Origin of the sequence: Aquabacterium sp. (genome assembly GCF_044226965.1) — a bacterium.
In the GTDB taxonomy this organism is placed as follows: domain Bacteria; phylum Pseudomonadota; class Gammaproteobacteria; order Burkholderiales; family Burkholderiaceae_C; genus Pseudaquabacterium.
Map to the genome: position 1 here is coordinate 53,354 of NZ_JBGAGA010000018.1, position 22,329 is coordinate 75,682.

A 22,329-nucleotide genomic window follows, 5' to 3' on the forward strand; every position below is an offset into this window, starting at 1 on the left:
TCCGAAGCCTATTGTCCACGAGCGTTTTCGCCCTTGCGTGCCTCTCATCAGGAGACCTTCATGAGCCGACCCGGACTCGACTTTCCCTCGTGCCAGCAACGTGTCAGCGCGGCTGAATGGCAGACCCGCGTGGACCTGGCCGCAGCCTATCGGCTGGTGGCGCTGTTCAAGTGGGACGACCTCGTCTTCACCCACATCAGCGCGCGCGTGCCGGGCACCGAAGGCGAGTTCCTGATCAACCCCTATGGCCTGATGTTCGAGGAGATGACCGCGTCGAGCCTGATCAAGGTCGACCAGCAGGGCAACAAGCTCGAGGACTCGCCGTACCACGTGAACCCGGCGGGCTTCACGATCCACAGCGCGGTGCATGCCGCGCGGCATGACGTCCAATGCGTGCTGCACACGCACACGCTCAACGGCGTGGCGGTGTCGGCCCAGAAAGGCGGCGTGCTGCCGATCTCGCAGCAGTCGATCTTCGTGCTGTCGAGCCTGGCCTACCACGACTACGAGGGCGTGGCGCTGCGCGACGACGAGAAGCCGCGGCTGCAGCAGGACCTGGGCGACAAGACCTTCCTGATGCTGCGCAACCATGGCCTGCTGACGGTGGGCCAGACGATCGCCGACGCCTTCCTGTCGATGTACCTGTTCGAGGCGGTGTGCACGATCCAGGTCCGCGCGCAATCGGGCGGCGGCGAGCTGATTCCGGTGCACCCGGAGATCATCTCGACGGCAGGCGCGCAGTCGCGCCAGGTCACGCGCGGGCAGGGCGGGGGTGCGCTGGCCTGGCCGGGCCTGCTGCGGCGCCTGGATCGCCAGATGCCGGGCTACGACAGCTGAGTCGGCGCTGCCTGGCCACGGGCGCGGCCCGGGCGGCATTTGTAACCCTTCGTGCTAGAGTGGTTCCAGACCCCCTGGCCCGGGCGCCCACGCGCCAAATTGCCGCATGCCCTTGATTGCCCGACTGCTGCTGTTGATCGCCGGCTCGAGCTGGATGTTCGCAGTGGCGCCGGCCCATGCGGTGGGCTTTGGCAGTCCCCCGGCCAACGTGGTGCTGGGGACCGGGCTGGACATCTCGCTGCCGGTGCGGCTCGACGGCGATGAGGCGGCCGAGCTGGATTGCGTGAACGCACAGGTGCAGTTCGGTGAACGACGGGTGCCTGCGTTCAACCTGCGCTGGGCGGTCGAGCCCGGTGCGGTGGACAGCGAGCGCGTGATCCGCGTGATCTCGCTGGTGGCGGTCGACGAGCCGGTGGTCAGCGTGCAGGTGACTGTCGGTTGCACCACCCGTGTGAGCCGGCGCTTCACGGCGTTTGCCGATCCGCCGGTGGGTGGCGTGGCGGCACCGGCGGTGGCTCCGGCCGCTGCCGTTGTGCCTGCGGCGCGCGCCCCGGCACCGGTGGCCGGGGCGGCGCCGTCGGGGGCCAGTGCCACGCCGCCAGGTCGGCAGCGCGTGCCCAGGGCGCCTCGGCGCAGCACCGCCCCGTCTGCCAAGGCGGCGCCCCCCAAGCCGGCCACCGCGCCTGCGGCGGCGCGCGTGGCGACCGCGGGGCCGCGCCTGGCGCTGGAAGCCCCGGATCCCGCGGTGATGCAGAACGCCATGGCTGCGGCGCTGGCCGAGCAGCAGGCCAGTGCCGCCCAGGCTGCGCAGGCGGCCAGCGCGGCGGCGGCCGATGCGGCTTCTGCCGCCGCGCGCGTGCAGGCGCTCGAAGCGCAGGTGGCCCGGCTGCAGGCCGACGGCCAGCAGCAGCGCGAACAGCTGCAGCAGCTGCGAACCCAGGCCGGGCGCAATGACGCCGCGGGCCGCTGGCTGCCGTGGATGGGCGCGGCCCTGGCGATCAGCCTGGCGCTGGCGGGCTGGCTGGCCTGGCGGCTGCGCCGGCTGCAGCGCGAGGCCCAGTCACGCTGGTGGGCCGACGCTGCCGAGGTGCTGGCCGATGTGCGGCCCGACCCGCAGGATCCAACGCGCAAAGTGAGCGGCCTGGTGCTGCCGAGCGAAGACGCCGCCGAAGCTGCCGCGCAGCGCTTGCGGGCCGTCCCCGCGCCGCCGGACCTGGCGCTGGACCTGGAAGGCGTTGCCGACAGGACGTCCGCCGGGTGGGAGGCCGCGCACAGCCAGCCGGCCGAGACCGCGCTGAACCCGGTGACCGTCGAACCCGGCTGGCCGGCCACCAGCCCGCCACCGCGCGCGGTGTCGGCCGACGAGCTGATCGACCTGGAGCAGCAGGCCGAGTTCTTCGTGGTGCTGGGCCAGGACGAGGCGGCGATCGATCTGCTGGTGGGCCACCTGCGCGACTCCGGCGGCACCAGCCCGCTGCCCTACCTGAAGCTGCTGGAGATCTATCGGCGGCGCGGTGAGCGCGAGGCCTACGACCGCACGCGCTCGCGCTTCAACCAGCGCTTCAATGCCTACGCGCCGGAGTGGGACACCGACATGCAGCAGGGCCGCGTGCTGGGCGAGTACCCGCAGGTGTTGATGCGCCTGCGGCGCGCCTGGCCTTCGCCGATCGATGCCATGACCGAGTTGCAGACGCTGCTGTTCCGCACCGAAGGTGGCGAGCTGTTCGAGCTGCCGGCCTACCGAGAACTGCTGCTGCTGTACTCGGTGGCGCGCGACCTGCACGACCACTTCGACCAGCCGGGCGCCGATGTCGACCTGCTGCTGCCGCTGGAGGCCACCGGCTTCGAGCCGACCGCGCCGCTGCCGCAGTCGCTGGAAGTCGGTGAAGCGACGATGGTGCTGACACCCGAAGTGCGGCTCGACGGGCCGACCCAGTTCCATGCGGTCGACCTGGATCTGGGTCTCGCGCCGGTCGAGCCGACGCGGCGCGGCTAGAGCCTCCGCAGGCGGTGCAGGGCGGTGTGCAGGGTTTCGTCGCGCTTGGCGAAGCAGAAGCGCACCAGCCCCTGGTTCCGGCCGTCCCCGTAGAAGGCCGACAGCGGAATCGCCGCGACGCCGACCTCCGTGGTCAGCCAGCGGCAGAAGGCCTCCTCGTCGAGGCTGCTGATGGCCGTGTAGTCCACGCACTGGAAATAGCTGCCCTCGCTGGGCAGCAACCGGAAGCGCGTGCCGGCCAGCCCTTCGCGGAACAAGTCGCGCTTGCGCTGGTAGAACGCCGGTAGCTCGCGGTACGGCGCGGGGTCGGCCATGTAGCGCGCCAGGCCGTGCTGCATCGGCGTGTTGACCGTGAACACGTTGAACTGGTGCACCTTTCGGAACTCGGTCATCAGCGGCTTCGGCGCGGCGACGTAACCCACCTTCCAGCCGGTGACGTGGTAGGTCTTGCCGAAGCTGGAGATCACGAAGCTGCGGGCGGCCAGCTCGGGCACGGTGGCGGCACTGGCATGCGACTCGCCGTCGTAGACCATGTGCTCGTAGACCTCGTCGCTGATCAGCACCACCTCGGTCGGGCGCAGCAGCTCGGCCAGCGCCAGCATGTCGGCGCGGCGCCAGATGGTGGCGCTGGGGTTGTGCGGCGTGTTGACGATGAGCGCCTTGGTGCGGGGCGTGATGGAGGCGGCGATGGCCGCGAAATCGGGCCGGAAGCTGCCGGCCTGCAAGGGCACGCGCTTGACGATGCCGCCTGCCAGCTCGATGTTCGGCACGTAGCTGTCGTAGCAGGGGTCGAGCACGATGGCCTCGTCACCCGGGCCGACCAGCGCGAGCACCGCGGTGAGGATGGCCTGGGTGGCGCCGGCGGTGATGGTGATCTCGTCGGCGGGCTCGTAGGCGTGGCCGTACAGCGCCTCGATCTTGGCGGCCACCGCGTCGCGCAACGGGGCGATGCCGGCCATCGGCGGGTACTGGTTCAGGCCCTCGCGCATGGCCTGCGTCACGGCGTCCGAGAGACGGGTGTCGTTGTCGAAGTCCGGGAAGCCCTGGCCCAGGTTGACCGCGCCATGCTCGGCGGCCAGCGCCGACATCACGGTGAAGATGGTGGTGCCGACGCGGGGCAGGCGGCTGTGCAGGACGGGTGTTCGGGGCGTGGCGGTGTTCATGCAGGTGTCAGGCGGGTTCACAGGTCGTAGTGCTTGTCGTCGGGCTTGTCGCTGCCGCCGCCCATCACGCGGTCGATCAGCGGGCGCGTCAGGCGATCGGACAATAACTCGGAAAAGGCGTAGACGAACAGGCGCAGGTAGGCGCCGCGCTTGAAGGCGACACGGGTGGTGTTGGGGCCGAAGAGGTGGCCGGCCGGGCGCCACACCAGGTCGCCGCCGGGCGGGTCGTCGCGCACCGCCAGTTCGGCGACGATGCCCACGCCCATGCCCAGGCGCACATAGGTCTTGATCACGTCGGCGTCGATGGCCTCGAGCGCGACGTTCGGCTTCAGGCGCGCCCGCTGAAAGGCCGCGTCGATGTGCGAGCGTCCGCTGAAGGTGGGGTGGTAGGTCACCAGCGGCTCGGCGGCGAGTTGTTCGATCGTGGGCCGCTCCACCTGCGCCAGCGGGTGGCGCGCGGGCACCACCACCACATGCTGCCATTGGTAGCACGGCAGGCTGACGAGGCCCTCGACATCGGTCAGGGACTCGGTGGCGATGCCGATCTCGGCCACGTCGTCCAGCAGCATGCGCGCCACGTCGGCCGGCATGCCCTGGTGCAGTTCGACCTGCACCTTCGGAAAGCGCCGACGCAGCTGCGCCACCGGCTCGGGCAGAAAATAGCGCGCCTGCGAATGCGTGGTGGCGATCGACAGCGTGCCGGCATCCTGCTTCGAGAACTCCTCGCCGATGCGCTTGAGGTTCGCGATCTCGCGCATGATGATCTCGACCGACTTCAGCACCAGCTGTCCCGGCTCGGTGACGCGGCGGATGCGCTTGCCGTGCCGCGCGAAGATGTCGACGCCCAGTTCCTCCTCCAGCTCCAGGATGGCCTTGCTGATGCCTGGCTGCGAGGTGTGCAGGGCCTTGGCCGTCTCGGTCAGGTTCAGGTTGCGGCGCACCGCCTCCTGCACGAAGCGGAACTGGTGCAGGTTCATCGCACGGCCACCTCCGGCAGCTGTGCGGCAGCCAGCGCCACCTGGGCCATGGCGTCGATCACCGCGGCGGCTTCGCCCACCGCGGGGTGCAGGGTCCACTGCACCTGCGGATGCTCGGCCATCAACTGCGCCATCAGCGCCGGGATGTCCTTGCGCACATGGCCGCCGGCGCCCAGGAACAGCGGCAGCACATCGACGCGGCGGCATCCCGCGGCCGCCAGCTGTGCGCCGGCGGCCACCAGGCCGGGCGACATGAACTCGAGGAAGGCCAGCTGCACCGGCCTGCCCGGTGCACGCGCGCGGCATTGCGCGGCCACGGCTTCGAAGGGGCGCGCCCATTGCGGATCGCGCGCGCCATGGGCGAACAGCAGCAGGCCGGACAGGGTGTCATCGTGGTTCATCGGTACCTCACCAGCCACGCGAAAGCGGCCATCGACATCAGCAGATAGAGCAGGCTGGGCGCCGCCGCCACCAGCCAGGGCGTCCATTGCTTGAGCAGGCCGACGTGGCCCGCCACGTTGTTCAGCAACACGAAGCTGATGCCGAGCATGATGCCGCCGAAGACCTTGAAGCTGACGCCGCCCGCGCGCGCATGCAGGTAGGCGAAGGGCAGGGCCAGCGCCATCATCACCAGGCAGGCCGCGGGGTACAGCGCCTTCTTCCAGAACTGGATCTCGTGGCGCTGCGCGGCCTGGTCCTGGTCGGTCAGGTGGGCGCTGTAGCGCCACAGCTCGATCGTCGACATGGTCTGCACCGGCAGCAGCGCGGCAGCCACCACGCGCACGTTGAGCGTGCTGCGCCAGTCCAGCGCGGCCACGCTGCGGCTGACCATCGGCGTCCCCTGCTTGGCGGCCTCCGGCGTCGGCCAGTCGATCTGCTGAACGGCGCGCAGATGCCATATCCCGTCCTGGCCCACGCGGGCGGCGCCGGCCGCCAGTTGCCGCAGCAGCCGGCCGTCGGCGTCGAACTCGAAGATGCGGATGCCCTGCAGTTCCCCATTGCCGGTGATGGCCGAGACGTTGACCGAGACATTGCGAACGCCTTCGCCTTCGCCGCGCCGCTCTTTCAGCCAGGCGCCGCCGCGCTGCACCGCGAAGCCGGTGCCGCCCGCCTTCAGCAGCACCGACTCGCGCTCGGTCCAGGGCGCGACGTAGTCGCCCACCACGAACGTGAGCGCGGCGAACACCCCGCCCAGGGCCGCCAGCAGCATCAGCGCGCGGCCCGGTCCGAGACCGCCGGTGCGCAGGATCGTGAACTCGGAGGACTGGGCCAGGCGGGCCATGGCGTAGATGGTGCCGATCAGTACCGCGATCGGGAACAGCTCGTAGAAGTGGCCCGGCACTTCGAGCACGGTGCGCAGCATCAGCCGGCCCAGGGTCTGGCCATCGCGACCCACGCCGTCCAGTTCGTCGACCACGTCGATGAAGAAGAACAGCGACAGGAACGCGATGGCGACGAACGCCACCGACCAGACGATGTCACGGTACAGCAGCCGCCGCACCGTCCTCATGCGGCGCTCCCGCCAGCCGCTGCCCGGTGGCCGCGCGCGCCGGCCATCATGGCCTTGCCGTAGTCGCGCCACCAGATCAGCAGCAGGGCCATCGAGAAGGCGCCGCCATGCAGCAACAGCATCATCGGGCCCATGCCCACCCGCTCGGCCCCGATCCAGGCCTGCGACAGATTGATCATGTTGAAGTAGACGATGAAGGCCATCAGCGCGAACAGCAGGTTCCAGTTGCTCGCGCGACGCGGGTTGGTGGCGGCCAGGCCCACGCCCAGCAGCACCAGGTTGCCGGCCGCCAGCAGCAGGCCGAAGCGCCACGCCAGCTCGCCCTGGTTGCGCGGCGTGGGCTGGCGCATCAGCTCGAGTGTGGCCAGCGTCTTGGCCGGGCGTTCGGTGGCGCGGCGAACGCTGCCGTCGTCGGCCAGCACCCGGTAGCTGTCGAAGCTGGCCAGCGTGTGCGTGTGGGTGCTGCTGTTCACCTCGTTGCGCTGGCCGGACTCCAGCACCAGCATGCGGTCGTCGCCCAGCATCTCGAGCCGGCCGCTGCGCGCCGCGGTGACCGATTCCACCTCGCCCTTGCGCGTGAGGATGAACACGTTGTGGCCGTCGCTGCCTTCGTGGCTGGCGCGGTCGACGAAGAACACGCGGTTGCCGTCGCGCGAGGTCTGGAACACCCCGGGCGCGACACGCGAGAGGTCGGAGCGCTGCTCGTAGCGCTGGCGCAGCTCGGTGCCGCTGCGGTTGGCCCAGGGCCAGACGAACAGCAGCAGCACGCCCACCACCAGCAGCACCGGCCAGGCCATGCGCAGCACCGGCGCAACGATGCGCGCCAGGCCGATGCCGCTGGAGAACCAGATCACCATCTCGCTGTCGCGGTACATGCGGCCGAGCGAGACCACCACCGCGATGAACAGCGACAGCGCCAGCATCGTCGGGATGTGCTGCAGTGCGGTGTAGCCCAGCAGCAGCACCACGTCTTCCGGCGCGGCCAGGCCGTTCGCGGCCTGGCCGAGGGTGCGGATCAGCATCATCGTGATCACGATCGTCAGGATCACGACCAGCGTGGCACCGAAGCTCCGCGCCACTTCGCGACGCACAGTTGAATCGAATAACATCGTTGGCTCATCAAACCTGCACGAATTATGGACTTCCGTACCCATGTGATCGCGCCGGGGGCCACAAGCCGCTTCGGTGCCGACGCCTTGCTGATCGTGTGTGCCGGCGACGCGCTGGCCCCGGGGCTGGACGAACCGCTGGCGACCGCCGTGAACGAAGCCGTCGCGCACGGCGACTTCGCGCACAAGGCGGGCAAGCAGGCCTACCTGCGCCAGGTGCCCGGCGTGAAGGCCGCCCGTGTGATGGTGGCTGCGGTGCTGCAAAGCTCGCCCAAGGCGTTGAAGGCCGCGGTGGCCGGCGCGCTCGGCACCCTAAAGGGCCTGGGTGCCAAGCACCTGGCGGTGCTGCTGCACGGCTTCGGTCCTCTCAGTGCCGCCCATGCCGAGGCGGTGGCCACCGCCTGGGGTGACGCACTGTACGTTTACCGCACCACCAAGCCCAGTGCGCCCGCTGCGCCGGCGTTGCAGAAGCTGACGCTGCTGGCCGCCAGCAAGGCCGAAGCCACAGCGCTGGGCGAAGGCCTGGCGCGCGGCGCGGCGATCGTGGAAGGCGTCACGCTGGCACGCGAGCTCGCCAACCGGCCCGGCAACCACTGCACCCCGACGATGCTGGCCGACGAGGCCCGCAAGATGTCGCGCGCGCAAGGCCTGCGCGTCGAGGTGATGGACAAGAAGGCCATCGAGAAGCTCGGCATGGGGTCCTTCCTCGCCGTGGCGCAAGGCTCGGCCGAGCCGCCGCGCTTCATCGTGATGCATTACGAAGGCGTGCCGAAGGGTGCCGCCAAGAACGCGGCGCCGGTGGTCCTGGTGGGCAAGGGCATCACCTTCGACACCGGCGGCATCTCGCTGAAGCCCGGCCCCGAGATGGACGAGATGAAGTTCGACATGGGCGGCGCGGCCAGCGTGATCGGCACGATGCGCGCCATCGCGCAGCTCAAGCCCAAGGTCAACGTGATCGGCGTCATTGCGGCCACCGAGAACATGCCGGGGGGTCGCGCGGTGAAGCCGGGCGACGTGGTCACCAGCATGTCGGGCCAGACCATCGAGATCCTCAACACCGACGCCGAAGGCCGGCTGATCCTGTGCGACGCGCTGACCTACACCGAGCGCTTCAAGCCCGCCGCGGTGGTGGACATCGCCACGCTGACCGGTGCCTGCGTGATCGCGCTGGGCAACGTCCGCTCGGGCCTGTTCTCGGCCGACGATGGCCTGGCCACCGAGTTGCAGGCGGCGGGCGATGCGGCCCTCGACCCCTGCTGGCGCATGCCGGTGGACGAGGACTACGACGAAGCGCTGAAGAGCAATTTCGCCGACATGGGCAACATCGGCGGCCGCGCCGGCGGCGCCGTCACGGCGGCGATGTTCCTCAAGCGCTTCACCGCCAAGCTGCGCTGGGCTCACCTGGACATTGCCGGCACGGCCTGGAAGTCCGGTGCGGCCAAGGGGGCCACCGGCCGGCCGGTGGGGCTGTTGACGCACTTCGTCCTCTCGCAGGAGGGCAAGGCGCACGCCGGCAAGGGCACCGCGAAGTAAGGCGCCCGGGCAGCCCCCGCGATGCCTGAGGTGGCGTTCCACACCGGCTTGTCCGACAAGCTGGGCTACACCTGCCGCCTGCTGCGCAAGGCCTGGCGGCAGGGCGCGCGCGTCGTCGTGACCGCCGATGCGCCGACCTTGGGCAAGCTCGACAGCCTGCTGTGGACCTTCGAGCACGAGGAGTTCGTGCCGCATGCGCGGCTGCGCTCCGGCGAGCAGGTGCCCCCGGGCCTGGCCCGCACGCCGATCTGGCTGGCCGACGATGCCGACGGAGCCCGGGTCGCGGCGCTGCAGGCCACGGTGCTGGTGAACCTGGGGCCCCGCCTGGCCGCGGGCTACGAGCAGTTCGCGCGGGTCATCGAAGTCGTCGGCGACGATGCCGAGGACGCGCAGCAGGGGCGCCAGCGCTGGCGCGGCTACCAGGCCGCCGGATGCACGCCCAAGCTGCATCAGCTGGCCGCTTGACTGCGGCCCTGGGCGGCCGCCTTCTCCGCATTTACCCGCGGATGGCCATCCCGTAGTCGGCCCCTGGTCGCGGCCGCGCGTTGAGCTCCTCAGCCGAGCGCGGCGGGTGTCTTGGGCACGGGGCTTGCGTCAATCGCGACCCGAGGATTCCCGATGTGGGGCGGCTTCTCAATTGGAGTATGGTTGCGCCCGTTGAGAAACACCCTACGGACATCTTTCAAGTCTCAACATACTCATCCGGAGGTATTTGCATGCAAGTCAAGTTCAATGCGATCGTCGCTGCAGCGGCCACGCTGTTTGCCGGCGCCACGATGGCGCAGGAAATGGTGGTCAAGATCGGTCACGTTGGCCCCGTCTCCGGCGCACAGGCGCACTACGGCAAGGACAACGAGAACGGCGCGCGCATGGCCATCGACGACCTGAACAAGAAGGGCGTGACGATCGGCGGCAAGAAGGTCAAGCTCGAGCTGGTGGCCGAAGACGATGCAGCCGACCCGAAGCAGGGCACGGCCGCGGCGCAGAAGCTGTGCGACGCCAAGGTCAACGGCGTGGTGGGCCACCTGAACTCCGGCACCACGATTCCCGCCTCGACGGTGTACAACCAGTGCGGCATCCCGCACATCACCCCGTCGGCGACGAACCCCAAGCTCACGCAGCAGGGCTACAAGACCACGTTCCGCATGCTGGCCAATGACAACGCGCTGGGCGCGGGCCTGGCGCTGTATGCGGCGGACACGCTGAAGCTGAAGAAGGTGGCGATCATCGACGACCGCACCGCCTACGGCCAGGGCGTGGCGGAGGTGTTCAAGAAGACGGCGGCCTCCAAGGGCATCCAGGTGGTGGACGAGCAGTTCACGACCGACAAGGCGACCGACTTCATGGCCATTCTGACGGCCATCAAGAGCAAGGCGCCGGACGGCATCTTCTACGGCGGCATGGACCCGCAGGCCGGCCCGATGCTGCGCCAGATGGAACAGCTGGGCATGGCCAACGTGAAGTTCTTCGGCGGCGACGGCATCTGCACGGCCAAGCTGGCGGAGCTGTCCGGTGGCGCGAAGACGCTGGGCAACGTGGTGTGCGCCGAAGGCGGCGCGTCGCTGGACAAGATGCCTGGCGGCAAGGCCTGGAAGGCCGACTACGACAAGCGTTATCCGAACCAGTTCCAGGTGTACTCGCCGTACACGTACGACGCGGTGCACGTGCTGGTGGCGGCGATGCAGGCGGCCAACTCGGCCGACCCGAAGGTGTACCTGCCGAAGCTGGCGTCCATCAACTACCAGGGCGTGACCGCCAAGGTCGCGTTCGAGGCCGATGGCGAGCTGAAGAACCCGGCGATGACCCTGTACGTCTACAAGGACGGCAAGAAGTCGCCGCTGAACTAAGCCTTTCGGCTCAGTCCCAGGATCGAAGGGGCGCCAGCGGCGCCCCTTTTTCATGCCGCCTCAGCGCGCTTGCGGCGCGACGTTCCACACCCGCTCGGCATACTCGGCGATCGTGCGGTCGGCCGAGAAGGGCCCCATGCCGGCGACGTTGGCAATGGCCTTGCGCGCCCAGGCCTCGGGGTCGCGGAACAGCGCGTCGACGCGCGCATGCGTGGCCACGTAGGCCTCGTAGTCGGCCAGCAGCAGGTAGTGGTCGCCGCCCCACAGCAGGGAGTCCACCAGCGGTCGGTAGCGCGCTGGCTCCTCAGGGGAAAACAGGCCGGCGGCAATGCAGTCGAGCACCGCCTTCAGCTGCGGGTTGTTCTCGTAGATGCGCATCGGCTGATAACCCGCCGCGCGGATGGCCGCGACCTCGTGCGTGAGCTTGCCGAAGATGAAGATGTTGTCATCGCCGACGTTCTGGCGAATCTCGATGTTGGCGCCGTCGTCCGTGCCGATCGTCAGCGCACCGTTCAGTGCGAGCTTCATGTTGCCGGTGCCCGAGGCCTCGGTGCCGGCGGTGGAGATCTGCTCGGAGAGATCGGCGCCCGGCATGATGACCTCGGCCACCGAGACGCCGTAGTTCGGGATGAACACCACCTTGAGTCGGTCGCCGATGCGCGGGTCGCCGTTGACCAGGCGGCCCACGTCGTGGATCAGCCGGATGATCTGCTTGGCCATGTGGTAGCTCGACGCTGCCTTGCCCGCAAAGACCACCACGCGCGGCTGCCAGTCGGCCTGCGGCTGCGCCAGGATCGCGCGGTAGCGCGTCACCGCATGCAGCAGGTTCAGCAGCTGGCGCTTGTACTCGTGGATGCGCTTGACCTGCACGTCGAACAGCGCGGCCGGGTTCACCACGACGCCGGTGGTCTGGTGGATCAGCGCGGCCAGGCGCTGCTTGTTGACCAGCTTCACGTCGCGGAAGGCCTGGCGGAAGCCGGCATCGTCGGCCAGCGGCAGCAGCTGCTTCAGCTGGCCCAGGTCGCGGCGCCAGCCGGTGCCCAGGCGCTGGTCCAGCAGCGCAGCGAGTCCCGGATTGGCCTGCGCCAGCCAGCGCCGCGGCGTCACGCCGTTGGTCAGGTTGGTGAAGCGGTCCGGCCACAGACTGGCGAAGTCCGCGAAGATGGTCTGCACCAGCAGGTCGCTGTGCAGTTGCGACACGCCATTGACCTTGTGGCTGCCGACGATGGCCAGGTGCGCCATGCGCACGCGACGCTCGCCGTGTTCGTCCACCAGCGAGAGCCGGCGCAGGAAGTCGGCGTCGCCTGGCCGGTGCGCGCCGGCCTCCAGCAGGAACTCGTGGTTGATGCGGAAGATGATTTCCAGGTGACGCGGCAGCACATGCTGCATCAGCGCCACCGGCCAGGTCTCCAGCGCCTCGGGCATCAGCGTGTGGTTCGTGTAGCTGAACACGCGCTGCGTGATGCGCCAGGCCGGCGCCCAGCTGAAGCCATGCTCGTCGACCAGCAAGCGCATCAGCTCGGCCACACCGATGGCCGGGTGCGTGTCGTTCAGGTGGATCGCGACATGGTCGGCCAGCTGCGTGAGCTGGCCATGCTCGGCCAGGTGGCGCGCGACGATGTCCTGCAGCGAGGCCGAGGTGAAGAAGTACTCCTGGCGCAGGCGCAGCTCGCGGCCGGCCGGCGTGCTGTCGTTGGGGTACAGCACCCACGAGATGTTCTCGAACTGGTTCTTGTACTCGGCGGCGCGCGCATAGTCGCCGCTGTTGAAGGCCTGCAGGTCCATGTGCGCCGGCGCCGCGGCCCGCCACAGCCGCAGCGTGGCCACGCGTTGGGTGGCATGGCCGGGGATCACATGGTCGTAGGCCTTCGCGCTGACCTCGCCGGCATGGCGCCACAGCGGCGGCGACTCGGGCGACTCCGAGCGCTCGACCCAGCCGCCGAAGCGCACCGGGTACGCCAGTTCGGGCCGCGGGAATTCCCAGGGCGTGCCATCGGCCAGCCAGGGGTCGGGATGCTCGACCTGGCGTCCGCCCTGGATGGTCTGGGCGAACATCCCGAATTCGTAGCGGATGCCGTAGCCATACGAGGGCAGACCCAGCGTGGCCATCGAATCGAGGAAGCAAGCCGCCAGACGGCCAAGGCCGCCATTGCCCAGCGCCGCGTCCGGCTCCTGGGACTGCACGTCTTCCAGCGAGCGGGCATGCCGGGCCAGGTCGGCGGCGCAAGGGCCACCGAGCTGCAGCGCCGCCAGCGCGTTGCCGAGGCTGCGGCCGATCAGGAACTCCATCGACAGGTAGTACACCCGGCGCGCCTTGGCGGCACGGTCGGCCGCGTCGCCGGCCACCCATCGGCGCGAGAGCTCTGAGCGCGCCACCTGGCTGACCGCCGCCATCAGGTCGCGGGTGCTGGCCTGCGACGGCTCGACGCCGACGGTGTGCAGCAGATGGCGTTCGATGCGTTCAGCGACCGGGCCGGCTTCGGCAGCGCTGGGAAGGGTGGGGGCCATGGATGTCCTCGCTGGTGCTGGGCACGTCGTGTGCCGCAGACGGAAATGCATTATTCATGCCCCGGTCGGCGTTGCCACCCGGCCAGCCATGGCACCATGGCATGAGCCGGCCGCGGTGCAGCGGACCGGCACCGACGACGGAGACTTCCCATGGCCGCCAGCGAACTCGCCTCCAGCCTCGACCTTCCGAAACGCGCGGTGGCGCTGGTGCTCGCCGGCGGCCGCGGCAGCCGGCTCAAGCAGCTGACTGATCGGCGCGCGAAGCCGGCGGTGTACTTCGGCGGCAAGTTCCGCATCGTCGATTTCGCGCTGTCGAACTGCCTGAACTCCGGCATCCGCCGCATCGGCGTGATCACGCAATACAAGAGCCACAGCCTGCTGCGCCACCTGCAGCGTGGCTGGGCTTTCCTGAAGACCGAGATGAACGAGTTCGTCGACCTGCTGCCGGCACAGCAGCGGGTCGACGAGGAAAGCTGGTACCGCGGCACCGCCGATGCGGTCTACCAGAACCAGGACATCCTGGCGGCCTACGGCGCCGACTACATCGTGGTGCTGGCCGGCGACCACATCTACAAGATGAACTACGCGCTGATGCTGGCCGACCACGTCGCGCAGGGGCGCGAATGCACGGTGGCCTGCATCGAGGTGCCGCGCATGGAAGCCACCGCGTTCGGCGTGATGCACATCGATGCGCAGCGCCGCATCCTCGACTTCGTCGAGAAGCCGGCCGACCCGCCGGCCATGCCCGGCAAGCCGGACCGGGCGCTGGCCAGCATGGGCATCTACGTGTTCAACGCGCGCTACCTGTACCGCGAGCTCGAGCGCGACATGAACGACCCGAACTCGAGCCACGACTTCGGCAAGGACATCATCCCGAATGCGGTGCGCAACGGCCATGCGGTGGCACACCCCTTCGACATGAGCTGCGTCGGCACCAAGCCGGGCTCGCCGCCGTACTGGCGCGACGTGGGCACGATCGATGCGTACTGGGACGCCAACATCGACCTGACCGCCACCGTGCCCGAGCTGAACCTGTACGACACGCGCTGGCCGATCTGGACCTACCAGCCGCAGCTGCCGCCGGCCAAGTTCGTGCACAACCAGGACGACCGGCGCGGCATGGCGATCGAGTCGCTGGTGTCCGGCGGCTGCATCGTCTCCGGTCGCGCGTTCCGCACACTGCTGTTCTCGAACGTGCGGGTGCACTCGCATTCGGAGGTCAACTGGTCGGTGCTGCTGCCGGGCGTCACCGTCGGCCGTGGCGCCCGCCTGAATCGCGCGGTGGTCGATCGTGGCTGCACCATTCCGGACGGCATGGTGATCGGCGAAGACGCCGTGCTCGATGCGCAGCGCTTCTATCGCAGCGAGCAGGGCATCACGCTGGTGACGCGCGGCATGCTGGAGGCGCTGGCGAAGTGAAGCCCGATGCGACCGGTGCGCTGCGCGTGCTGCACGTGGCAGCCGAGATCTACCCGTTGATCAAGACCGGCGGCCTGGCCGATGTGGTGGCCGCGCTGCCGCCGGCCCTGGCCGCACAGGGTGCCGACGTCCGCCTGCTGCTGCCCGGACTCCCGGCCATCCTGGACGCCGTGGAATCGCCCCGGCAGGTGATCGACATCGGCCCCTGCTTCGGTGCCTTGCGGGTGCGGCTGCTGCTGGGCCGCATGCCGGTGACGCACCTGCCGGTCTATGTGATCGACGCACCGCACCTGTACCGCCGCGAGGGCGGCCCCTACCAGGCCCGCGACGGCAGTGAATGGCCGGACAACCAGCGCCGCTTCGCGCTGCTGGGCTGGGTGGCCGCGCACCTGGCCGCGGGCGATGCCGACGCCGCGTGGGCGCCGCACGTGCTGCATGCGCACGACTGGCATGCCGCGCTGTGCTGCGCCTACATCGCCGACCATCGCCCCACCGCCGCGGCTTCGGTCTACACAGTGCACAACATGGCCTTCCAGGGCCTGTTCCCGCATGACGACTGGGCGCTGCTCGGGTTGCCCTCGCGCTTCATGGCGCCGCAGGGGCTGGAGTTCCATGGCCAGCTCTCGTTCATGAAGGCGGGGCTGAAATTCGCCGACCGGGTCACCACCGTCAGCCCGAGCTATGCGCGCGAGATCGCCACGCACGAATTCGGCTGCGGCCTGGACGGCGTGATCCGCGGCCGCGCGGCGGATGTGTCGGGCATCCTCAACGGCATTGACGACCAGGTATGGAACCCGGCCACCGATGCCGCTCTGCATACGCGTTATGACGCCGAACGGCTGGAAGGCAAGCGCGCGTGCCGCCGCGCGCTGCAGGCCAGCCTGGGCCTGGCGCAGGACGATGCCGCGCTGCTGGTGACCGTGGTCAGCCGCCTGACCTGGCAAAAGGGCCTGGACCTGGTGCTCGGCGCCTTGCCGGCGCTGGTGCAGCAGGGCGTGCAGTTTGCCGTGCAGGGCACCGGCGAGCCGGCGCTCGAGGCCGCATTCCGCGCTGCGCAGCAGGCCCACCCGGGGCGGGTTCACGTGCACGTCGGCTACGACGAGACCCGGGCTCACCAACTGGTGGCCGGCGCGGACGCGATCGCGGTGCCCTCCCGCTTCGAGCCCTGCGGGCTGACGCAGATGTACGGCCTGCGCTATGGCACCGTGCCGCTGGTGCGGCGCGTCGGCGGCCTGGCCGACACGGTGCACGACGGCATCACCGGCCTGGTGTTCGATGCCGCGACGGCCGACGCCTTCCATGCCTGCGTGCAGCGGGCGCAGGCCCTGCGTGGCAACGAGGCCGCCTGGCAGACCGTGATGCGCCGCGGCATGGTGCAGGACTTGTCCTGGGCCGGGCCGGCGCAGGAATACCTGGCGCTGTATGCCCAGGCCCGGCAGGCGCGGGCGGAGTCGCCGCGCGTCGCACTGGGGTGAGTCAGGTCGCCGGCGGCAGGTAGTCCAACCCCGTCTGCAGCAGCCCCATCAGTTCGACACTGTGGCTGTTGAGCTCGCTGTGGCAGGCCAGTGCCGCCAGCGCGGCCGGCGTGAAGCTGCCGTTGTCCAGCAGGGCCGTGTACTGGGCCAGCTCGGCCGCACTCGGCGCGCTGCCGACGACGTTCTGGTAGACCAGACGCACGATGTCGGCATGCGCGTGTGAGCCCGCCAGCTGTTCAAACTGAGGCGTGCTGATGGCGGCGGCGACCAGCGCCTCGTAGCCCATGCCCTGGTCCATCAGCTTCAGCCCGATGCCGGCAAAGACCGGATTGGCCAGACCCTGCTGGCCGAACAGCCCGCGCAGGATCTGCGCCACCTGGCCGGCCGGCTCGTTGGCAGCGGTGTCGTAGGCCACCGCGCCGTCGCTGAACTGCAGGCGCTCGATGCCTTGCAGGGTGTCGCGCCCGTCGCTGCCCTGGCGGTCCTCGACGGTCCAGGGGCCGCTGCCGCGCTGCACGGCATAGCGCGCCCGCGGGCCGGCAAAGCAGGCGGTGTCGAAGCCTGCACCGCCATCGACCAGGTCGTCGCCGGCGCGGCCGTCCAGGCTGTCGTTGCCCCGCATGCCGTGCAGTTCATTGGCCGCATCGTTGCCGAGCAGGCTGTCAGCGCCATCGCCGCCCCAGGCCTGCTCGATCTGCGTGCCGGTGGCGATTGTGAACGGCTGGCCGGCAATCCGACCGACCGCGCCGGGCTGCAGGTCGATCAGGCTGTTGCCGGTGACCATCGAGGCGTTCACCGTGTCGTGGCCGCCGCTGTCGCTCAAGGTGCCGCGCGCCGGCAACGAGGCCAGCGTCTGGGCGTACTCGTCGGAATAGAAGTAGGTGTTGTCGTCGCTGGCGGGCCTGCCGACCAAATTGAGCGTCCAGTCGTCCAGCGTGCCGGACTCTCCGGTCTTCAGGTCGTACACCGTCAGCGACCACTCGCCGAGCGAAGACTCGCCCAGGCTCAGCACCGTGTCGAAGGTGAAGTGGATGTCGTCCTGGTCATTGCCGAAGGCGGTGAGGGGCACCTGCCCGGGGCGCGAGAGCAGCCAGCTCGAGGTGCCGGAGGGAGACTCCAGCAGCAGGGCCAGGTCCCCGATGTGGCCATGCGTGATGTCAACCGTGACCTCGGCCCGCTCGACGACGAGGGGCTGCTGGATCGTCACGCTCTGCCTCACCGAGGACGTGCCGTCCGGAATGGCCACCGCCGTGTGCCGGCTCGCGCTGAGCTCCACGTCGTTGGCCGAGGTGGCCGGGCTGCCGCGCCAGCTCTCGGCCAGGCGCACCGCGGCGCGGCCGTCGACGAGGCCGAAGCCCAGGTCGTGGGTCTCCGCGTCATAGTGAAGACCGCCGCCGTTCCAGTCGGCCGCACCGTTCGTGCGCCACAGTTCCTGCTCGCCCCCGGTGATATGGGCGCTGTAGGCCAGGATCTGCTGCACGTCGCGGTAGCCCAGCTCTGGGTTGGCCTGCAGCATCAGCGCCACCACGCCCGACACCACCGGCGCCGAGAACGAGGTGCCGGCCGCGCGCACCGTGTCGCCTTCGCTCAGGCCCAGGGTGCCGGCGCGGTCGGTGGTCAGGATGTTGCCGAGGTCGTCCCGGCCGCCCCCGTCGCCGCCCGGCGCCGCGACCAGGATCGAGGCGCCCGGCGAGCTGTACGAGGTGACTTCGCCGAACACGTCGGTGGCGGCCACGGTGATGATGTAGCGGCTGTTCTGGAAGTTGTGCAGGTTGGTGTCGTCGCCGAACGAGAAGCTGTTGCCGGCCGACTGCACGACCACGGTGCCCAGGCCATGCCGGCCTTCCTCGGCCAGGGCCTTCAGCGCGGCACCGCTGGCGCGGAAGGCGTCGTCCAGGAAGTTGTCTTCGAAGGCCCAGGGTGCGGACAGGTAGTACTGCGGCGCATAGCCCCAGCTGTCGTTCAGGATGTCGAGTTGCTTCGCATAGCCGAAGGCATTGGCGATCTCGGCTGGCGTGGAGCTCTTGTCCAGCGGCGAGTACAGCGAGACCAGCGTTGCGCCATAGGCCACGCCGACCCCGTCGATGCCATTGCGCGCCGCGCCGATCACCCCGGCCACCAGGGTGCCGTGGTTGTCGCCGCTGCCGACCGGCGCGCCGCCGGCGGCCAGGTCGGCCGTGCGGCGGCCCGCGGCCTGGTCCGTGTTGGGCTGCAGGTCGGGCAGGGTCGCATCGATGCCCTGGTCGAACACGCCGATGCGCACGCCAGCGCCGGTGTAGTCGGGCCACACGGCCAGCACGTCGGCGCCAGGGCCCGGATAGAGGTGCCATTGCTGCGCCTGCAGCGGGTCCGCCGGCGGCGTGCCGGCCAGCGCGTCGTCGTCGGTGATCAGCACCAGCGTTTCCGAATTGCCGATCTGCACCCCGTTCGCATTGCTCAGGCGCAGGTGGAACCCTTCGGTCGGTTCGACGATCCCGTCGTCGGGCAGCGACACGGTGACCAGCAGTTCGCTCTGCCCGGGCTCGATGAGGATGTCGCGGGTGAACGCCACGATGTCAGCCGGATCGCTGGCCGTGCTGTCGGCGGCCACCGTGAGCGTGGCCTTCACCGGTTGTGTGGACACGCCGCCGAGATCCAGGCGCACGGTGAACGAGCCGCTGCCCTCCGCGACCGACAGCTGTTCGGGCAGCGACAGTTCCGGGGCGGTGCTCGTCGTGAACCGATAGCCGTCGAACGCCGCGTTCGGCTGGTTCTGGGCATCGAGCACGGCGCCGGCGGGCAGTTCGAGGTGGTAGGTGGTGCCGCGGGCGAGGGTGGCGCTGGGATCGACGACGAGGTTGTTGCCCGAGAACTTCAGTCGCCCGCTGCTCGCCACGTCGAAGCGCTCGACCTCGTTGCCCGCGGCGTCGCGCAGCACGATGCTGCCGCTGCCGGCATGCACCGGCTCGCTGAAGGTCAGCCGCAGGTTGCCGCCTGCGCTCGCGGTGTGCGAGCCGTTCTCGGGGCCGAAGGCAATGGGCGAGGGCGGGGCGGTCGTGGTGAACAGCGTCGCCAGGAACTGCTCGTCGGCGAAGTACAGCGATTCGATGTTCTTCAGGTGGTCCGTGCCATCCAGTGGCGTGCTGACCGTGAGCCAGCCGGTCGCCGCGTCGTAGCGGATCGTCGCCTCCTCGATGCCGCTGAAGAAGCTGGCGTAGTCGTAGCCACCCTGGCCGTCGATGGTGTCGTCGCCCTCTTCGCCGAAGAAGTAGTTCTGCAGCGCGTCGCCACTCAGCGTGTCGTCATAGGCCGAGCCGAAGAGGCTCTCGATCGACACCAGCGTGTCGGTGCCGTCCGCGCCGGTGGCTCGCCCGGACTGCAGGTCCGCCTGCACCGCGCCATCGGCGAAGGTGTAGTCCGCCGTGTCGACGCCCAGGCCGCCGTCGAGGCGATCGTCGCCCGTCCCGCCGGCCAGCACATCGTCGCCATTGCTGCCGCGCAGCTGATCATCGCCCGCGTCGCCGAACAGGCGGTTGTCGCTGACATCACCGCTGAGGCTGTCGTTGAATGGCGAGCCCCAGACATCCTCGATGGCGACCAGGGTGTCGTTGCCCGACGCGCCGGTCACCTTGCCGCTGCCCAGGTTGACGGTCACGGGGCCGGTGGCCTCGAAGTACACCGCCACGTCTTCGCCGCCGCCGCCATCCAGGCGGTCGTCACCGGCCATCCCGGCGAGCACGTCGTCGCCGTCGTAGCCCTTGAGCGTGTCGTTGCCGGCCGTGCCGATGAGGTAGTCGGTGGCGTCGGTGCCGGTGATCAGATCGGCCGGACCGGGCCCGGCATGGGTGGCGGGCCGCAGGCCGATGGCAGCTGCGGGGCCGCGCGCTTTGGCGGTCATGCTGTTGTTCCTCCCTGGACGCAGCATCATCGCACCGGTCGCACCCCCTCGATTGAGGGGCGAGCCGGCGGCCGGCGTTCGATGGCGTCTGAAGTGAGCGTCCCGCTCGGAGCCTCATGCCCCCGCGAGGCGCCCGATCCATTCGTGCAGGGCCAGCCGCGTGAGGGCAAAACCGTCGGTGGTGGGCAGCCAGTCGGCCGGCCTCAGGCCGTTGCGTTGCAGCATGCCGACCGGTGCCGGCACGAGCGTGATGGCCGCGGCGTTTGCGGTGATGGCACGCTGGAATGCTGCGAGCGCGCGACGCTGATGGAAGCCATGCGTCACCAGCACGATCTGGCGGATGCCTTCCGCGCGCAGCAGGGCCACGCTGTGGAGGGCGTTCTCGTTGGTGTCGCGCGAGCGGTCTTCAGCCCAGCGCAGCGTCATGCCGAAGTCACGCTCGGCCACCACGCGCGCGATGGCCGCTTCGGTCGGGCCGGCATCGCCACCGTAGCCGATGCCACCGCTGTAGGCCAGCGGCTGGCCGGTCTGTCGGGCGAGCCAGACGCCATAGCGCAGCCGCGCCAGGGTCAGTGCCGACACATCGGGCTGGCCATAGTCCAGCGCATGCACCTGTCGTCCGGCGCCGAGCACCAGCACCACCGTGTGCGGCTGTCCTTTCAGGGCCTGGATCTGGGCAGCCTGCAGCGCGGGCGGCGGCTGCGTCAGGCCATCGATCAGGGTGACGCCCAGCGCGGTGGTGCAGCTCAACCACAGCCCCGACAGTCCGGCCAGCAGCAGGGGCCAGCCGAAGCGGCGCTGGCGGCGCAAGCGCCAGCCGCCGAACAAGGCCAGCAACAGCAGCGGCAACGGTGGCAGTGCCAGCACGTTGACCAGCGGCTTCCAGGCCTCGATGCCGAGCGTGACGAAGAGCTGGTTCATCGGGCCGTGTGCAGCCCGATGCACACGGCCCGGCGCTGGCGGTCGGCTAGAATGCGCGGCTTGCCTTCAAGGACCTGCGCATCGCGCGGGTCTCGCATCCCTGCGGAGGGATGGATGAGTGGTTTAAGTCGCACGCCTGGAAAGCGTGTGTGGGTTAACAGCCCACCGCGGGTTCGAATCCCGCTCCCTCCGCCACCTTCACGCCTGGCCTGGCACCCCTTCATCGGGTCGCGCCGCCGGCGCGTTGCATGACCGCCATCGCACTGGCAATCAGCGCCGACACCTCGGTCATGTTGCCGGGCACGATCATCGTGTTGTTCGTGCGGGCCAGGCCACCGTAGGCATCGATGGCCTTCTCGGCCACCTTCAACTGCACGGCTTCGGCGCCACCTGGCTGCTGGATCGATCCGGCGATCTTGCGGATGGCGTCGGCGGTGGCCTCGGCGACCGCGGTGATGGCCGCGGCTTCGCCCAGCGCCTTGTTGATCTCGGCCTGCTTCTCGCCTTCGGAGCGTGCGATCGAGGCTTCACGCTCGCCGGTGGCGATGTTGATCTGCTCCTGGCGCCGGCCTTCGGACGCGGCGATCAGCGCGCGCTTCTCGCGCTCGGCAGTGATCTGCGCCTGCATGCTGCGCAGGATCTCGGCCGGGGGCGTCAGGTCCTTGATCTCGTAGCGCAGCACTTTCACGCCCCAGTTCAGCGCGGCCTCGTCGAGCGCCTGCACCACCGAGGCGTTGATGGCCTCGCGTTCCTCGAAGGTGCGGTCCAGTTCCATGCGGCCGATCACGCTGCGCAGCGTGGTCTGCGCCAGCTGCGTGATCGCGACGATGTAGTTCGACGAACCGTAGCTCGCCCGCATCGGGTCGGTGACCTGGAAGTACAGGATGCCGTCGACGGTGAGCTGGGTGTTGTCCTTCGTGATGCAGACCTGGCTCGGCACGTCCAGCGGAATTTCCTTCAGCGAATGGCGGTAGGCCAGCCGGTCGACGAAGGGCACCAGGAAGTTAAGCCCCGGCGTCAGCGTGGCGTGGTACTTGCCCAGCCGTTCGACGACCCAGGCGTTCTGCTGCGGCACGACCTTGATCGAGCGCACGACGAAGATGGCGGCCAGGATCAACAGCACCAGCGCGACGATTTCCATGACCAGAGACTCCAGG

At 69.6% G+C, this 22,329-nt stretch carries 16 protein-coding genes and 1 tRNA gene; 8 read left to right on the forward strand and 9 right to left on the reverse strand.

What is annotated here, in order from left to right; translation table 11 throughout:
- Positions 1-60 precede the first annotated feature (60 nt).
- The gene (locus tag ACILR4_RS10725; RefSeq protein ID WP_395700838.1) at positions 61-837 is read left to right on the forward strand and encodes a class II aldolase/adducin family protein; all 777 of its coding nucleotides are present in this window, start codon (positions 61-63) and stop codon (positions 835-837) included.
- Positions 838-943: 106 nt separating this feature from the next.
- Positions 944-2,833, forward strand: coding sequence for a hypothetical protein (locus ACILR4_RS10730; RefSeq protein ID WP_395700839.1), 1,890 nt, complete (start codon positions 944-946; stop codon positions 2,831-2,833).
- Here ACILR4_RS10730 and ACILR4_RS10735 read toward each other — a convergent pair.
- The 5 genes from ACILR4_RS10735 to lptF are packed head-to-tail and all read right to left on the reverse strand — an operon-like array spanning position 2,830 to position 7,592.
- Positions 2,830-3,996, reverse strand: a complete 1,167-nt coding sequence (locus tag ACILR4_RS10735; protein WP_395700840.1) for a pyridoxal phosphate-dependent aminotransferase — start codon at positions 3,994-3,996, stop codon at positions 2,830-2,832. The two genes, ACILR4_RS10730 and ACILR4_RS10735, sit on opposite strands and share 4 nt — an antisense overlap.
- Positions 3,997-4,013: 17 nt before the next feature.
- Complete coding sequence (locus ACILR4_RS10740) at positions 4,014-4,973, reverse strand: CysB family HTH-type transcriptional regulator (protein WP_395700841.1); 960 nt, start codon at positions 4,971-4,973, stop codon at positions 4,014-4,016.
- Complete coding sequence (locus ACILR4_RS10745) at positions 4,970-5,374, reverse strand: sirohydrochlorin chelatase (RefSeq protein WP_395700842.1); 405 nt, start codon at positions 5,372-5,374, stop codon at positions 4,970-4,972. The genes ACILR4_RS10740 and ACILR4_RS10745 overlap by 4 nt, the downstream gene beginning before the upstream one ends.
- Entirely contained in the window at positions 5,371-6,483 is a 1,113-nt protein-coding gene (gene lptG, locus ACILR4_RS10750; RefSeq protein ID WP_395700843.1) for an LPS export ABC transporter permease LptG, read from the reverse strand. The genes ACILR4_RS10745 and lptG overlap by 4 nt, the downstream gene beginning before the upstream one ends.
- Positions 6,480-7,592 carry an LPS export ABC transporter permease LptF gene (gene lptF, locus ACILR4_RS10755; RefSeq protein ID WP_395700844.1) on the reverse strand — a complete coding sequence of 371 codons (1,113 nt, stop codon included), beginning with the start codon at positions 7,590-7,592 and terminating at the stop codon, positions 6,480-6,482. Before lptF ends, lptG begins: the two co-directional genes overlap by 4 nt.
- A gap of 27 nt (positions 7,593-7,619) precedes the next feature.
- Here lptF and ACILR4_RS10760 point away from each other — a divergent pair, with 27 nt between their 5' ends.
- The 3 genes from ACILR4_RS10760 to ACILR4_RS10770 all read left to right on the forward strand — a co-directional run bounded on the left by ACILR4_RS10760 (position 7,620) and on the right by ACILR4_RS10770 (position 10,972).
- Positions 7,620-9,125 carry a leucyl aminopeptidase gene (locus ACILR4_RS10760; protein ID WP_395700845.1) on the forward strand — a complete coding sequence of 502 codons (1,506 nt, stop codon included), beginning with the start codon at positions 7,620-7,622 and terminating at the stop codon, positions 9,123-9,125.
- Between the two features lie 21 nt (positions 9,126-9,146).
- Positions 9,147-9,590, forward strand: coding sequence for a DNA polymerase III subunit chi (locus tag ACILR4_RS10765; RefSeq protein WP_395700846.1), 444 nt, complete (start codon positions 9,147-9,149; stop codon positions 9,588-9,590).
- 251 nt (positions 9,591-9,841) lie between these two features.
- The gene (locus tag ACILR4_RS10770) at positions 9,842-10,972 is read left to right on the forward strand and encodes a branched-chain amino acid ABC transporter substrate-binding protein (protein WP_395700847.1); all 1,131 of its coding nucleotides are present in this window, start codon (positions 9,842-9,844) and stop codon (positions 10,970-10,972) included.
- A gap of 60 nt (positions 10,973-11,032) precedes the next feature.
- Here the strand turns inward: ACILR4_RS10770 and ACILR4_RS10775 are convergent, their stop codons facing one another.
- Positions 11,033-13,480: a glycogen/starch/alpha-glucan phosphorylase gene (locus tag ACILR4_RS10775; protein ID WP_395700848.1), complete on the reverse strand. Its 2,448-nt coding sequence runs from the start codon at positions 13,478-13,480 to the stop codon at positions 11,033-11,035.
- A 150-nt stretch (positions 13,481-13,630) separates the two neighbouring features.
- On the opposite strand from ACILR4_RS10775, the gene glgC reads away from it, so the two are divergent.
- Together glgC and glgA are read left to right on the forward strand one after the other, a co-directional pair.
- Positions 13,631-14,899: a glucose-1-phosphate adenylyltransferase gene (gene glgC / locus ACILR4_RS10780; RefSeq protein WP_395700849.1), complete on the forward strand. Its 1,269-nt coding sequence runs from the start codon at positions 13,631-13,633 to the stop codon at positions 14,897-14,899.
- A gap of 20 nt (positions 14,900-14,919) precedes the next feature.
- Positions 14,920-16,374 carry a glycogen synthase GlgA gene (glgA, locus tag ACILR4_RS10785; RefSeq protein ID WP_395700871.1) on the forward strand — a complete coding sequence of 485 codons (1,455 nt, stop codon included), beginning with the start codon at positions 14,920-14,922 and terminating at the stop codon, positions 16,372-16,374.
- Position 16,375: 1 nt separating this feature from the next.
- On the opposite strand, the gene ACILR4_RS10790 is transcribed toward glgA, so the two are convergent.
- Positions 16,376-20,251, reverse strand: a complete 3,876-nt coding sequence (locus tag ACILR4_RS10790) for a S8 family serine peptidase (RefSeq protein ID WP_395700850.1) — start codon at positions 20,249-20,251, stop codon at positions 16,376-16,378.
- Positions 20,252-20,365: 114 nt separating this feature from the next.
- Positions 20,366-21,172 carry a YdcF family protein gene (locus ACILR4_RS10795; RefSeq protein WP_395700851.1) on the reverse strand — a complete coding sequence of 269 codons (807 nt, stop codon included), beginning with the start codon at positions 21,170-21,172 and terminating at the stop codon, positions 20,366-20,368.
- A 104-nt stretch (positions 21,173-21,276) separates the two neighbouring features.
- Here ACILR4_RS10795 and ACILR4_RS10800 point away from each other — a divergent pair.
- Positions 21,277-21,367: transfer RNA gene (locus ACILR4_RS10800), tRNA-Ser, on the forward strand.
- A 25-nt stretch (positions 21,368-21,392) separates the two neighbouring features.
- Here the strand turns inward: ACILR4_RS10800 and ACILR4_RS10805 are convergent.
- Positions 21,393-22,313 (reverse strand): SPFH domain-containing protein, encoded by a 921-nt coding sequence (locus ACILR4_RS10805; protein ID WP_395700852.1) that lies wholly within the window; start codon positions 22,311-22,313, stop codon positions 21,393-21,395.
- Between the last annotated feature and the right edge of the window lie 16 nt (positions 22,314-22,329).